This window comes from Streptomyces sp. NPDC025618, assembly GCF_055558795.1.
On the sequence record NZ_JBVHLW010000001.1, the window covers coordinates 284,461 to 298,401 of the forward strand.

General features: G+C 71.7%; 14 protein-coding genes. 11 read left to right on the top strand and 3 right to left on the bottom strand.

Annotated elements, in window-relative coordinates:
* Nucleotides 1-67 precede the first annotated feature (67 nt).
* The 3 genes from ACZ4A5_RS01275 (at nucleotide 68) to ACZ4A5_RS01285 (ending at nucleotide 3,008) form a co-directional block, all read left to right on the top strand.
* Nucleotides 68-589 carry a DUF4240 domain-containing protein gene (locus ACZ4A5_RS01275; RefSeq protein ID WP_467577245.1) on the top strand — a complete coding sequence of 174 codons (522 nt, stop codon included), beginning with the start codon at nucleotides 68-70 and terminating at the stop codon, nucleotides 587-589.
* A gap of 21 nt (nucleotides 590-610) precedes the next feature.
* A complete protein-coding gene (locus ACZ4A5_RS01280) occupies nucleotides 611-1,510 on the top strand; it encodes a TIGR01777 family oxidoreductase (protein WP_467576857.1) in 900 nt (299 codons plus the stop codon).
* Nucleotides 1,511-1,682: 172 nt separating this feature from the next.
* Nucleotides 1,683-3,008, top strand: a complete 1,326-nt coding sequence (locus tag ACZ4A5_RS01285) for an NAD(P)/FAD-dependent oxidoreductase (RefSeq protein WP_467576860.1) — start codon at nucleotides 1,683-1,685, stop codon at nucleotides 3,006-3,008.
* A 255-nt stretch (nucleotides 3,009-3,263) separates the two neighbouring features.
* Here the strand turns inward: ACZ4A5_RS01285 and ACZ4A5_RS01290 are convergent, their stop codons facing one another.
* A complete protein-coding gene (locus ACZ4A5_RS01290) occupies nucleotides 3,264-4,715 on the bottom strand; it encodes a regulator (RefSeq protein ID WP_467576863.1) in 1,452 nt (483 codons plus the stop codon).
* 309 nt (nucleotides 4,716-5,024) lie between these two features.
* Here ACZ4A5_RS01290 and lipB point away from each other — a divergent pair, with 309 nt between their 5' ends.
* From lipB to ACZ4A5_RS01310, 4 genes are all read left to right on the top strand, one after another.
* The gene (lipB, locus tag ACZ4A5_RS01295; RefSeq protein WP_467576867.1) at nucleotides 5,025-5,807 is read left to right on the top strand and encodes a lipoyl(octanoyl) transferase LipB; all 783 of its coding nucleotides are present in this window, start codon (nucleotides 5,025-5,027) and stop codon (nucleotides 5,805-5,807) included.
* Between the two features lie 161 nt (nucleotides 5,808-5,968).
* Nucleotides 5,969-6,934, top strand: a complete 966-nt coding sequence (gene lipA / locus ACZ4A5_RS01300) for a lipoyl synthase (protein ID WP_467576870.1) — start codon at nucleotides 5,969-5,971, stop codon at nucleotides 6,932-6,934.
* A 219-nt stretch (nucleotides 6,935-7,153) separates the two neighbouring features.
* Complete coding sequence (locus ACZ4A5_RS01305; RefSeq protein WP_398867329.1) at nucleotides 7,154-7,402, top strand: SCO2195 family GlnR-regulated protein; 249 nt, start codon at nucleotides 7,154-7,156, stop codon at nucleotides 7,400-7,402.
* Between the two features lie 10 nt (nucleotides 7,403-7,412).
* Nucleotides 7,413-8,093, top strand: a complete 681-nt coding sequence (locus ACZ4A5_RS01310; protein ID WP_398867330.1) for a DUF4191 domain-containing protein — start codon at nucleotides 7,413-7,415, stop codon at nucleotides 8,091-8,093.
* Nucleotides 8,094-8,223: 130 nt separating this feature from the next.
* On the opposite strand, the gene ACZ4A5_RS01315 is transcribed toward ACZ4A5_RS01310, so the two are convergent.
* Entirely contained in the window at nucleotides 8,224-8,691 is a 468-nt protein-coding gene (locus ACZ4A5_RS01315) for an RDD family protein (RefSeq protein WP_467576872.1), read from the bottom strand.
* 253 nt (nucleotides 8,692-8,944) lie between these two features.
* Between ACZ4A5_RS01315 and glnA the strand changes: the two genes are divergently transcribed.
* Nucleotides 8,945-10,354, top strand: a complete 1,410-nt coding sequence (gene glnA, locus ACZ4A5_RS01320; protein WP_467576874.1) for a type I glutamate--ammonia ligase — start codon at nucleotides 8,945-8,947, stop codon at nucleotides 10,352-10,354.
* A gap of 119 nt (nucleotides 10,355-10,473) precedes the next feature.
* Here the strand turns inward: glnA and ACZ4A5_RS01325 are convergent, their stop codons facing one another.
* Nucleotides 10,474-10,743: a hypothetical protein gene (locus tag ACZ4A5_RS01325; RefSeq protein ID WP_467576877.1), complete on the bottom strand. Its 270-nt coding sequence runs from the start codon at nucleotides 10,741-10,743 to the stop codon at nucleotides 10,474-10,476.
* Between the two features lie 118 nt (nucleotides 10,744-10,861).
* Here ACZ4A5_RS01325 and ACZ4A5_RS01330 point away from each other — a divergent pair, with 118 nt between their 5' ends.
* From ACZ4A5_RS01330 to ACZ4A5_RS01340, 3 genes are all read left to right on the top strand, one after another.
* Nucleotides 10,862-11,233 (top strand): arsenate reductase family protein, encoded by a 372-nt coding sequence (locus tag ACZ4A5_RS01330; RefSeq protein WP_467576880.1) that lies wholly within the window; start codon nucleotides 10,862-10,864, stop codon nucleotides 11,231-11,233.
* A gap of 330 nt (nucleotides 11,234-11,563) precedes the next feature.
* Nucleotides 11,564-12,556, top strand: a complete 993-nt coding sequence (sph, locus tag ACZ4A5_RS01335) for a sphingomyelin phosphodiesterase (RefSeq protein ID WP_467576883.1) — start codon at nucleotides 11,564-11,566, stop codon at nucleotides 12,554-12,556.
* 120 nt (nucleotides 12,557-12,676) lie between these two features.
* Entirely contained in the window at nucleotides 12,677-13,642 is a 966-nt protein-coding gene (locus ACZ4A5_RS01340) for a DUF6891 domain-containing protein (RefSeq protein ID WP_467576886.1), read from the top strand.
* Nucleotides 13,643-13,941 lie beyond the last annotated feature (299 nt).

Consider the following 13,941-nt stretch of genomic DNA (forward strand, 5'->3'; position numbering starts at 1 on the left):
ACGACACGGCCGCATCCGGTCCGCTCCACGTGCGGCGCCCGGTGGTTGGCCCGATGCTGGTGCCGTGATGGACGAGACGGAGTTCTGGGAACTGATCGACGCCACCCGCGAGGCCGCCGAGGGCGACGCCGAGGACCAGGCCGATCTGCTGGTCGAGCGGCTGATGCAGCTCGACCCCGACGACGTGGTGGACTTCGCCCGGCACTTCGAGGCGCGCTACAACCGGTCCTATCTGTGGGACCTGTGGGGCGCGGCGTCCGTCCTGCTGAACGGCGCCAGCGACGACGCCTTCGACTACTTCCGCTGCTGGCTCATCGGCCAGGGCCGGGAGGTCTTCGAGGGCGGCATACACGACCCCGACCACCTCGCGGAGCTCCTGGAGGACTTCGACGACGAGGTGGACGGCGACGGGGAGGACCTGGGCTACGCGGCCGACGAGGCGTACGAACAGCTGACCGGCGCCGAGACGCCGGACCTCGCGCTGCCCGCCCCGCCGCGCGAACCCCTGGGCACGCCTTTCGACCTGGAGGACGAGTCCGTCCTGGCGGAACGCTTCCCCAGACTGTGGTCCCGCTTCAGGGAGCAGTGAGCCACCGGACAGGATGGGTACATGCGGATCGCGATCACCGGCTCGACCGGTCTCATCGGCAGGGCACTCGTACGCTCCCTCACCGCGGACGGCCATCAGGCCGTGCGCCTCGTGCGCCGCCCGCCGCGGTCCGCGACCGAGGTGGAGTGGGACCCCGAGCGGCAGTGGGTGGACACCGACGGGCTCACCGGGTGCGAGGGCGTGGTGCACCTCGCGGGGGCCGGCATCGGCGACCACCGCTGGACAGCGGCCTACAAGAAGAAGCTCCGCGACAGCCGCGTGCTGGGCACCGCCGCCCTCGCCGAGGCCCTCGCCTCCCTCGACACCCCGCCGCGCGTGCTGGTCAGCGGCAGCGCCATCGGCATCTACGGCGACACGGGCGACCGGCAGGCCGACGAGAGCACCCCGCCCGGCCACGGCTTCCTCGCCGACCTCTGCCAGGAGTGGGAGGAGGCGGCCGGGGCGGCGGCCGAGGCGGGCGTGCGCACCGTCTTCGCGCGCACCGGGCTCGTCGTCTCCCGCGACGGCGGCGCCTGGGCCAAGCTCTTCCCGCTCTTCCGGTCCGGCCTCGGCGGGCGGCTGGGCAGCGGCCGCCAGTTCTGGAGCTTCATCGCGCTGCACGACCACGTCGCCGCCCTGCGCCATCTCCTGGACACCGAAAGCCTGTCAGGGCCCGTGAACCTCACGGCGCCCGTGCCGGTCACCAACCGCGAGGTGACCGCGGTCATGGGGCGCGTGCTGCACCGGCCGACGCTGTGCACGGCGCCCGCGCCCGCGCTCAGGCTGGCGCTGGGCGAGATGGCCGGTGACGTGCTCGCGAGCCAGCGCGTACTGCCGCGGCGGCTGCTGGACTCCGGCTTCTCGTTCGCCTTCCCGGACGTCGAGAGCGCCGTACGCGCGGCGCTGACCGACACACCCTGAACACGGCCCGCCGCGGCCCTCCGGAACGTGCGACCACCGTGCGACCGTGCTCTGTCCGTGCGCGACTGTTGTTGACCGAATTTCTCTCTACGGTCGAGGCAAATCGCGCATTGCCGCTGCCCGTTGAGGGCATCAGGCCCCAGAGCGAGCGGACTTGACCCCAGGAGGGCACGTGCTCAGCAGCGCACGCGACACCGCACACGACGCCGACGTCGTCATCGTGGGGGCCGGCCTCGCCGGACTCTCCGCGGCGCACCGGCTCACTGCCGCCGGGGTGACGGTCATCGTCCTGGAGGCCGCCCCTTATGTCGGCGGACGGATGACGACCGGCCAGGTCGACGGCTTCCGGCTGGACCGCACGGCACAGCTGCTCAACACCGCCTTCCCCGAACTGCTCCGCACCCCGGGCCTGGACGCGCTCACCCTGCGCCCCTTCACCCCCGGGGTCCTGGTCCACGCCGACGGGCGCAACCAGCGCACCGGTGAACCGGGCCAGGGCAAGCGCGCGTTCACCACGGCCCGCGCCTTCGCGACGGCCGCCCGCGCCTCCCGCGCCGGCGGCCTCGACCAGGCCCGGCTCGGCACCGCCCTGGCCCGGCTGGCCGCCCTGCCCGCCCACCGGGTGCTCGCCCGCCCGGACCGGCCCACCGCCGACACCCTGGCGGGCCGCGGCCTGCCGTCCCGCACGGTCGAGGGCTTCCTGCGCCCGCTGCTGGCGTCGCTGCTGTGCGACCCGGACCTCACGACGTCCAGCCGCTGCGCCGACCTGGTGCTGCGCGGCTACGCCCGCGGCCGCCTCTGCCTGCCGGAGGGCGGCGCGGACACCGTGCCCGAGCTGCTCGCCGCGCTGCTGCCGCCCGGCACGGTCCGCACGGGCGTGCGCGCCGAGGCCGCCTGCACCACGTCCGTGAGCACGGCCGGGCACGGCGAGTTCCGCTGCCGGTCGGTGGTCGTGGCCACGGGGGCCCGGGCCGCGGCGGAGCTGATCCCGGGCCTGCGGATGCCGGGGTTCCACCCGGTGACGGTGCTGCATCACACCACCGCGGAACCCCCGCTGCGCGAGGCGTCGCTGATCATCGCGGGAGGCCGCCGCGGGCCGGTCGCGCACACGATGGTGGCCAGCGAGGTCGACCCCACCCGGGCGCCCGCGGGCCGGGCCCTGATCACCTCGACGGTGCTCGGCGCCGCGGCCGGGCTGCCCACCGCCGAACTGGACCGCGCGGCCCGCGCCCAACTCGCCCGCGTCTACGGCACGTCCACCACCGACTGGCAGCTGCTGGCCGCCCACCACGACGCGGACGCCGTCCCGGCCATGCCGGCCCCGCACGACGTACGCCGCCCGGTCCGCCTGCTGTCCGGCCTCTACGTCTGCGGCGACCACCGCGACACCAGCACCGTCCAGGGCGCCCTCTTCTCCGGCCGCCGGGCGGCACTCGCCGTCCTCCGCGACTTGGGCATCCGCGCACCACAGGACTCGGAGGAACTGCAGGCGGCGTAGGGGTGACGTGGGCCGAGGCGGGGCCGTGCTCCTGAGCGGCCCCGCCGCATGGGCCCGACGGGACCCAGGGGCGAAGCCCCGGGCCCCAGGGGCGAAGCCCCGGGCCCCAGGGGCGCGGGGAACTGCGCGACCAGCCCCCACCGGCCCGCAGCCGCGCACCGAGCCCCAGACCCCACCCCAGTGGGCGGAACGGGACCCCGGAAACGCGAAGGGGCCCAGGACCCAAGCCCCGGACCCCGTGAAGCGAGGGCACCGCTAAAGCAGAGCCACCTTCTCCCGGTAAGCCCGAACCGCGGCCGCGTCCCGATACGGCTCCAACCGCCGCTCGAAATCCCGGACATACTCCAGCGCCCGCACCGACCGCATCTCGGCCGCCTGCGCCGCCGCCTCCGCGCCCAGCGCGCACGCCTGATCCAGCTCGCCCAGCCCCAGCCGCGCCGTGGCCAGCACCACGCGGCAGAAGAGACGGCTGCGGGCGTACGCCGCGCTGCGCAGTTGCAGGGACCGCTCCGCGTGCTGCGCCGCGGCCCGGTACTGCTGGAGGTCGCGGTGACAGTGCCCGAACTCGTCGGCCAGCTGCGCCTCGTCGAAGAAGCGGGCCCAGTACGGCACCTCGTCGCCCGGCCGCGCGCTCTCCAGCGCCCGCTCCGCCCGCGCGAGCGACGCCGAGCAGGCCCGCACCTCGCCGAGCACACCGTGCCCCCGGGCCTCGACCGCGTGCAGCAGTGACTGCACCACGGACGGCGCCCCCGAGCCCACGCCCTGCTGGGCGACCCGGGCCAGCTGCACCGCCTCCCGGCCGTGCCCGAGATAGACCGCCTGCCGGCTCATGGTCACCAGCACATAGCTGCCGTAGGGCCGGTCCCCCGCCGCCTGGGCGAGCCGCAGCGCCTGGACGAAATAGCGCTGCGCCAGGCCGTGGGCGGCGATGTCGTACGACGTCCACCCGGCGAGCCGGGTGAGGTCGGCGACGGCGCCGAAGAGCCGCCGCCCGGCCGCCTCGCCGTAGGTGCCGCGGAGCATCGGCTCGGCCTCGTGCTCCAGATAGCGCACCAGGGCCTGCCGGGCGTGCCCGCCGCCGTACGCGTGGTCGAGCGTCCGGAAGAGCTCGCCCACCGACCGCAGCGCCGCGATGTCGCCCATCGAGACCCGGCCGCCGGGCCCGCGCTCGGCGTGCCGCTGGCGCGGCGGCAGCCCGCGGGACTGCGCGGGCACCCGGGCGGCGCCGTCCGTGACGGGCACGGGGGCAGCGCCGCGGGCCACGCGCTCGTCGGCCCGGCCGATCAGCCAGTCCCGGCTCGGCACCACCAGCCCCGCCGGGGTGAAGGCGATCTTCCGGAGCTCGGTATGGCTGCCGGAGTCCTTCCGCCACAGGCCGCTGACGATGTCAATGGCCTCTTCCGGCGAAGCGGCGAATTCCAGCCCGGCGTACACCGGCGCGCACGCGTCCAGCCCGAGATCCTGTGCGGACAGCCGCCGGCCGAGCCGCCGGGTGAAGACCTCGGCGATCAGCGCGGGTGTGGTGCCGCGCGGCTGCTGGCCGCGCAGCCAGCGGGTGACCGAGGTCTTGTCGTAGCGGAGGTCGAGGCCGTGCTCAAGCCCTAACTGATCGACGCGCCGCGCCAGCCCTGCGTTGGAGAAGCCAGCCTCCGCGATCAGTGCGGCGAGCTGGCGATTGGGGATGCGCTGCGGGGGTCGTTCCGTCATCAGCCTGCCGGTCTCCCTGATCGCGTTGTGGAACGGCGCGAACTTAGCGGCCGCGCAACGCCCCGATCGCCGCCTTCGCCCCGCATTCATCCGATCGTGTGAGGACAGATCAAATACGCATGGAAGGCGCCCCCGGGGCCCATGAGGGCCGGGGCGGGCCGACCGGCCGCCTGCGGCACTGCTGGCGGCCCGCCGTACAGTGGCAAGTGCGTGAGTGACAGCGTGCGGAATCGCGTGAGACGGCGTGAGACGCGCGGGAGGCACCCACGGTGCACTGCAAGGTTCGAAAAGGTTCGAAGAGGAGCTGCCGTGAGTGAGCTGCGCTTTGTCCACCTGGGCTTCGGGGCGGACGCCGTCGAGTATCAGGAGGCGTGGCAGGAGCAGCGGCGGGTGCACGCGGCCAGGTTCGCGGACGAGGTCCCGGACACCTGTCTGCTGTTGGAGCACCCGGCGGTCTACACCGCGGGACGGCGCACGGAGGACAGCGAGCGCCCCCTGGACGGCACCCCCGTGGTCGACGTCGACCGGGGCGGAAAGATCACCTGGCACGGCCCGGGGCAGCTCGTCGGCTATCCGATCCTCAAGCTGCCGCGCCCGGTGGACGTCATCGCGCACGTGCGCCGCCTGGAGGAGGCGCTCATCCGCGCCTGCGCGGACTTCGGCCTGGAGACGACCCGGGTCGAGGGCCGCAGCGGCGTATGGGTGCTGGGCGACGCCCGGGAGGGCGCCCCGGCCACCGGCGGGCTGAAGCTGGACTTCGACCCGCGGCTCGCGGACGAGGAGTTCGACCCCCGGCTCAACGGCCCGGAGTACGCCCCCTCGAACGCCGGCCAGCGCGGCGAGGACCGCAAGCTCGCGGCGATCGGCATCCGGATCGCCAAGGGCGTGACCATGCACGGCTTCGCGCTGAACTGTGACCCCGACAACACCTGGTTCGACCGGATCGTGCCCTGTGGCATCCGGGACGCGGGAGTGACCTCGCTCTCCAACGAGCTGGGACGCCGGGTGCCCGTGAGCGAGGTGGTGCCCGTGATGGAGAAGCATCTGCGAGAGGTCCTGGAGTCGGCGGAGCCCCTGCCGAGGGCGGTCTAGCGGTTACCCCGGGGCACCCCGGCGGCCCGGGGGAATGGCCCCCACCGCCCACGGGTTGTCCCACCCATAACCCACACGCGCACCCCATACGCGTAAACACGTACGAATTAACGGGCGTACCCTGGTGTCCGCCGAAGAATCGAAGCCATAGGGAGCCGGACGTGTCCGCTGTCGCACCCGACGGACGCAAGATGCTGCGCTTGGAGGTCCGGAACGCCCAGACCCCCATCGAGCGCAAGCCCGAGTGGATCAAGACCCGGGCGAAGATGGGCCCCGAGTACACCAAGATGCAGAACCTCGTGAAGAGCGAGGGCCTGCACACCGTGTGCCAGGAGGCCGGCTGTCCGAACATCTACGAATGCTGGGAGGACCGCGAGGCGACCTTCCTCATCGGTGGCGACCAGTGCACCCGGCGCTGTGACTTCTGCCAGATCGACACCGGCAAGCCGCAGGCCCTGGACCGTGACGAGCCGCGCCGCGTCGGCGAGTCCGTGGTCACCATGGACCTGAACTACGCCACCATCACCGGCGTCGCGCGCGACGACCTGCCGGACGGCGGCGCCTGGCTGTACGCGGAGACCGTGCGCCAGATCCACCAGCAGACGGCGGGCCGCGAGGGCGGCCACACCAAGGTCGAGCTGCTGGCCCCCGACTTCAACGCGGTGCCGGAGCTGCTGGAGGAGGTCTTCGCCTCCCGCCCCGAGGTCTTCGCGCACAACGTCGAGACGGTGCCGCGGATCTTCAAGCGCATCCGCCCCGGCTTCCGCTACGAGCGCTCCCTCGAGGTCATCACCAAGGCGCGCGAGGCCGGTCTGGTCACCAAGTCCAACCTCATCCTGGGCATGGGCGAGACCCGCGAGGAGGTCAGCGAGGCGCTGCGCGACCTGCACGAGGCGGGCTGTGAGCTGATCACCATCACCCAGTACCTGCGCCCCTCCCCGCGCCACCACCCCGTCGAGCGCTGGGTGAAGCCGCAGGAGTTCGTGGAGCTCAAGGACGAGGCCGACGCGATCGGCTACTCCGGCGTGATGTCCGGGCCGCTGGTCCGCTCCTCGTACCGCGCGGGCCGGCTCTTCCAGCAGGCGATGGAGCGGCGCACGGCCGCCACCTCCGCGCAGGCGCTCTGAGCGACCTGCCCGCGGGCCCCGACGCGGCCGGTACCGCCACCTGAAGGTGGGCACGGTATCGGTCGCGTCAACGTTTCATAGGTGTTTGACCAACTGGTCATCCATTGGTAACACCGTTCGGTGACGATGGAAGCACGCACCGCAGCAGTGCTCCCTCACCCGCACCGCCAGCCCCCCGCTGCTCAGTCATCCCATTCCGCTCTCCGAGGGGACCATGACATGCAGGCCGCGCCGGTACGCGCCTCTTTCGCTCCGCCCTCCGCACTGCCCGCCACCCTCTCCGTGCGGCCCCCGTCCGTCACGGGGGCCCTGCGCGCCCTGGAGGGGCTGCTGATGCGCCGCGGTCAGCGCACCGCCCGCCGGAACGCCTGGACCGCGGTGCTGGAGGACCGCCGCCGGGCCAAGGCCCGGCGCGAGGCGCAGCACCTGCTGGAGGCCGTGGCCACCCCAGGTCCGCAGGCCACGTAAACTTCGCTTTATGGCGAGGAAGGAAACATCCGAGAACCCCGGGCGACTGAAGCAGATCGCCCTGACCTACAAGATGACCAAGAAGGTCGACTCGAAGGTCGGTCTTGTCGTCGCGGCTGTGGGCATCGTCACCTTCGGTGTGCTCCTCGCCATCGGCTTCTGGATCGACCACCCGGTCTACCTGGGCATCCTGGGCTTCCTGCTGGCCTTCCTCGCGATGGCGATCGTCTTCGGACGCCGGGCCGAGCACGCCGCCTTCGGGCAGCTCGAAGGCCAGCCGGGCGCCGCTGCCGCGGTCCTGGAGAACGTCGGCCGTGGCTGGACCACGACGCCCGCGGTCGCGATGAACCGCAACCAGGACGTCGTGCACCGCGCGGTGGGCAAGGCGGGCATCGTGCTCGTCGGCGAGGGCAACCCCAACCGGGTCAAGGGCCTGCTGGCGGCCGAGAAGAAGCGCATGGCGCGCATCGTGGCGGACGTCCCGGTGCACGACATCGTGGTGGGCGACGGCGAGGGCCAGGTGCCCATCAAGAAGCTGCGCACCACGCTGCTCAAGCTGCCCCGCGTGCTGCCCGGCGCCCAGGTGACGGTCGTCAACGACCGTCTGCGGGCGCTCGGCGACCTGCTCAGCAACATGCCCATCCCGAAGGGGCCGATGCCCAAGGGCACCCGGATGCCGAAGGGCCGCTGAGGCCCGTACGCACCCCCGTACGACGACGAAGGCGGGGCGGAACCTCTCGGTTCCGCCCCGCCTTTCCGTCTCTCGCGGCCCCGGCCTTCCGCCGTCTGCCCGCCTTCTTCCGGCCCCGCGTCCCGCTCGCTCAGATGCGGACCTGGACGGCGCGGGCGAGCCGGTCGTGCAGGCCGCGGGTGTCGCGGTCCCAGATGATCGCCGGGATGCCGATCGCCAGCAGCACGCTGCGCAGCAGGACCCGCGGCAGCGAGAGCCGGCCGCCGTTCTCGCTGATCACGCGCAGTCCGAGCAGCCGCTTGCCCGGGGTGCAGCCGACCGTACCGACAGTGAGCACGCTGAGTACGAAGAAGATCAGCAGCGCCCAGTTGCCCGTCTGCTGGGCCTTGCCGCCCGCCAGGAAGGCGTAGGCGACGAGCATGCACAGCGCCCAGTCGATGAAGATCGCCGCGATGCGCCGGCCGGGCCGTGCGATCGAGCCCGGTCCGCTCTCCGGCAGTCCGAGGCGCTCCCCGCGGTAACCGAAGTCGACGCCCATCTCCTCGGCGGCCGCGCGCGGTCCGGAGAGCCATGAGCCCATTGCTTGCCTGTTGTCCACCCGACAACGGTACTGCGACCGCATACGTTCACTTCCGCCCGGGTCCGGTATTAACCGTTTCGACCCTGCTCCGCGGCGCGTTCCGGTTAACCTCGGCGAAACAAATGGGTCATGCTTGGGAAATCCCGTCTCTCTAGGGTCGGCGTCAGCGCGGCGCTGCATATGGACCCGCATATGAACGTGCCCCAACCCGCATATGGGCCGCGCCACCGAAGCAACCCCGACCGCTCGCGGCCGGGCTAGGAGGAGTTGGATGTTCCAGAACGGCGACGACGCCAAGAAGTTCATCAAGGACGAGGACGTCAAGTTCGTCGATGTCCGCTTCTGCGACCTGCCTGGCGTGATGCAGCACTTCACGATCCCGGCGGCGGCGTTCGACCCGGCCGAGGAGCTCGCCTTCGACGGCTCCTCGATCCGCGGGTTCCAGGCCATCCACGAGTCCGACATGGCGCTCCGCGCGGACCTGTCGACGGCGCGCGTCGACCCCTTCCGCCGGGACAAGACGCTCAACATCAACTTCTTCATCCACGACCCGATCACCGGCGAGCAGTACAGCCGCGACCCGCGCAACATCGCCAAGAAGGCCGAGGCGTACCTCGCCTCCACCGGCATCGCGGACACCGCGTACTTCGGCCCGGAGGCGGAGTTCTACGTCTTCGACAGCGTCCGCTTCGAGACCAGCGCGAACCAGTCCTTCTACCACATCGACTCCGAGGCAGGCGCCTGGAACACCGGTGCGGAGGACAACAACCGCGGCTACAAGGTCCGCTACAAGGGCGGTTACTTCCCGGCCCCGCCGGTCGACCACTTCGCCGACCTGCGCGCCGAGATCTCCCTGGAGCTGGAGGCGTCCGGCCTCCAGGTCGAGCGCCAGCACCACGAGGTCGGCACGGCCGGCCAGGCGGAGATCAACTACAAGTTCAACACGCTGCTCGCCGCGGCCGACGACCTGATGCTCTTCAAGTACATCGTGAAGAACGTCGCCTGGCGCAACGGCAAGACCGCGACCTTCATGCCGAAGCCGATCTTCGGTGACAACGGCTCGGGCATGCACGTCCACCAGTCGCTGTGGAGCGGCGGCGAGCCGCTCTTCTACGACGAGCAGGGCTACGCGGGCCTCTCGGACACCGCCCGCTACTACATCGGCGGCATCCTCAAGCACGCCCCGTCGCTGCTGGCCTTCACCAACCCGACGGTGAACTCCTACCACCGCCTGGTCCCCGGCTTCGAGGCCCCGGTCAACCTGGTCTACTCGCAGCGCAACCGCTCCGCCGCGATGCGCATCCCGATCACGGGCTCCAACCCGAAGGCCAAGCGCGTCGAGTTCCGCGCGCCGGACCCGTCCTCGAACCCCTACCTCGCCTTCTCGGCCCTCCTCCTGGCCGGCCTCGACGGCGTCAAGAACAAGATCGAGCCGGCCGAGCCGATCGACAAGGACCTCTACGAGCTCGCCCCCGACGAGCACGCGAACGTCCCCCAGGTCCCCACGTCCCTCCCGGCGGTCCTCGAGGCCCTCGAGGCGGACAACGAATACCTCCAGGCGGGCGGCGTCTTCACCTCCGACCTGATCGAGACCTGGATCGACTACAAGCGCACCCAGGAAATCGCCCCGATCCAGCTGCGGCCGCACCCGCACGAGTTCGAGATGTACTTCGACCTCTAGATCGGCGTCGCCGTCACGCACGAGGGCCGCTGTCTCCTTTCCGGAGACGGCGGCCTTCGCGCTGTCCGGGGGCGCGGATGCCTACGTCTTCGAGGTGGCCGGCGCTCCGCGCCCCCTCCTCAGCCGGCCATGAGTGTGCGTACCAGAGCGCACGTCGTGTCCGAGGGGGCGTGGACGCCTATCTGGGCCGCCGCTGTGCGGATGCGGCGGTTGTCGGCCCTGTCGGGGGTGTAGACGCCCGAGTGGAGCAGGGCGATCGCGAGGCGCATGGCCTTCAGGCGGCGGTTGTGGGTCTCGTACCACTCGCGGGGCTGCTCGGCGGGCAGGCGCTTCTTCGGCAGGGTCGGGAGACTGGGCAGGTTCGGGTGAGGTGGTGCGGCTGTGGGCATCGGCATCCTCCTGACACGTGTGTGAGCCCTCGCTCAACACCTCCTATTTTACTGCCGGGCACTGACAATCGGCCCAGGTCAAACGCCACTTGAGGGCTCTCGCGGTACGGTGTCCGGCATGGAGATCTGGATCAATCCCGCCTGTTCCAAGTGCCGTGGCGCGCTGTCGTTGCTCGACGCGGAAGGGGCCGAATACACCGTCCGCCGCTATCTGGAGGACGTACCGAGCGCCGAGGAGATCGGCGCCGTGCTCGGCCGGCTCGGGCTGGAGCCGTGGGACATCACGCGGACGCAGGAAGCGGAGGCCAAGGAGCTCGGGGTGAAGGACTGGCCGCGCGACGCGGGGTCGCGGGACCGCTGGATCGCGGCGCTCACGGAGCACCCGAAGCTGATCCAGCGGCCGATCATCACGGCGGACGACGGTTCCGCGGTGGTGGGCCGTACGGACGAGGCGGTGCGGGAGGCGCTGGGCAGGTCGGCGAAGCGCTGATCCCGTCGCCGGGGGGGGGGGGGGGGGGGGGGGGGGGGGGGGGGGGGAAGGGGGGGGGGGGGGGAGGGGGGGGAAGGGGGGGGGGGGGGGGGGGGAGGGAAGGGAGAGGCAGAGTGAGGGGGAGGGGGGGGCCCCCCGAGCGTCCCCCCCCCCCCCCCCCCTCCCTCCCCCCCCCCCCCCCCCCCCCCCCCCCCCCCCCCGCCACGCGCCTTGAACGCATTCGACCATTACCGTAAGTAATTCGTTCACCTCAAAGCCGCTTCCAAGTAAGCCCGGCTGATTTGATGTTGACGGTTCGTCTGTTTCACCCCCGACCCCCAGGGAGACGCAGTGCCGCACATCAAGTCCGCGAAGTCCGCGAGAATCATCGCCACCGCCCTCGCCGCGGTGGCGATATCCGCGGCACTGCCGCAAACGGCTCGGGCCGCATCGGCGGACGGTTCCGTTCCGGAGCTGAGGGTGCTGACGTACAACACCTTCCTGATGAGCAAGAACCTCTATCCGAACTGGGGTCAGGACCACCGGGCCGAGGCGATTCCCGCAGCCGGTTTCTTCCAGGGAAATGACGTCGTGGTGCTCCAGGAGGCTTTCGACAACAGCGCCTCGGACGCCCTGAAGGCGAACGCGGCCGCGCGGTATCCGTATCAGACGCCGGTCGTCGGGCGGAGCAAGGACGGCTGGGACGCGACGGGCGGGAATTACTCCTCCACCACGCCGGAGGACGGTGGCGTCACCGTGCTCAGCAAATGGCCGATCGTGCGCAAGGAGCAGGTGATCTACCAGGACGCGTGCGGTTCGGACTGGTGGTCCAACAAGGGCTTCGCCTATGTGGTGTTGAATGTGAACGGCACCAAGGTGCACCTCGTCGGCACGCACACCCAGTCGACCGACAGCGGCTGCAAGGCGGGCGAGGCGGCGGCGGACCGCGCCAGGCAGTTCCGGCAGATCGGCGCTTTCCTGGACGCCAAGCGGATTCCGGCCGGTGAACAGGTCATGCTCGCCGGTGACCTCAATGTGGATTCGCACGGGCCGGAATACGCCTCGATGCTCGCGAACGCCGGTCTCGCGCCGGCGGTGGCCCGCACCGGCCATCCGTACTCCTTCGACACCGAGGAGAACTCGATCGCTTCCTACCGCTATCCCGGCGAGGCCCGCGAGGATCTCGACTACGTGCTGCACCGCAACGGCCACGCGCGGCCGGGCAACTGGCGGAACACGGTGGTCAAGGAGCGGTCCGCGCCATGGACGGTCTCCAGCTGGGGCAAGGACTACACGTACACCGATCTCTCGGACCACTACCCGCTGATCGCCGGGAACGGGTGAGTCCGACGGCGGAGTGCCGGGTGCCCGGTACCCCGCCGTCGCCGGGTTGTCAGTGGGGGGTGACAGGATTCCTCCAAGCGGGCCGCTGATCGCGAGCGGTCCCCGGAGCGAGGGGGAACCATGCTGCCCATCACCGTGAACACCGAGTCAGGAGAGGTCCGTTCGGAGATCGGCGCCGAGGAGCTGGCCCGCCTGATCGGCCGGCTGGGCGCGGACGGTGACCGGTTCGTGGTGGCCGAGCGCACGGCCGACGAGAGCGGCGGCGACCACTATCTCCAGACGTGGCACGAGGGCGACGGGCCGTACGAGGTGGAGTTCCGCGAGGGCTCGGCGGAGCGGCACTTCGGGGTGCGGATGGCGAGCGCGGACGAGGTCGCGGATGTCTTCGTGGCGTGGGCGCTCGGCGCGGAGGGCTGGTCGGAGGGGTATGCCTGGGAGCGGGTCGAGCTGGACGCGGAGGAGCCCGGCGCCGGTCTCGGGGCGGACTTCGCGGACGTGCCCGTGGCGGAGCTGGAGGCCGAGCTCGGGCCCCGGCTGCTGAAGGAGGCCGAGGAGCAGGCCCGGCTGCTGATCCGGTGCGGCTTCGAACCGGCCGAGGAGATAGCGGACGAGGTCTCCGACTACTTCTACGCGGACGGTGCCACGCCGCTTCCCGTGGCCACCGCGCGGCGGATCGTCGGCAGGCTGTGGCGCGAGCGGCTGGCCGAGCAGGCCGACTGGCCCGAGGTGACGGACGCCGACCGGGTGGCGGCGGCCTTCGCGGCGCTGGACTCGGCCGGGATCACGGCCCGGATGCACTTCACCTGCTGCTCGCGGTGCGGGTTCGCGGAGATCGGCGCGGAGGCGGCGGAGGGGGACCACGGGTTCGTCTTCTTCCACTACGAGGACACGAGGGCCGCGGTGGCGGGGCAGGGGATGTGGCTGTCGTACGGGACGCACGCGTCCGGTGACCGGGAGGCCGTGGCGGAGGTGGGCCGGGACGTCGTGGCGGCCCTGACGGAAGCGGGCCTGTCGGCGTCGTGGGACGGCGATCCGGAGCGGGCGATATCCCTCACCGGGCTGGACTGGCGGCGGCGCCTGCGCTGATCCTGACCGCCCTCGCCCCCACGCCGCCGAGCGCTCGGGGCGGGGCGCCGGGAGGGGGCGGGCCTGCGGGATTCCGGGGCCCGCCCGCCCCGGATCGCGTTCATCCCACGTCAACAACCGCCGGTAACCCCTGCTCTCCCGTCACGCGGCATGCTTCAATAGGCGCATGGCCAGCTTCCAGAACACCGCGACGGGTCGCAGCGACCTCGAGCCCTTCTGGCCTTCCCGCCAGCACCACGACTTCGACCGAGTGTGTTGCCGCGCGACTTCCGCGCAGGCCCACTCCCCTCGCTGACCCC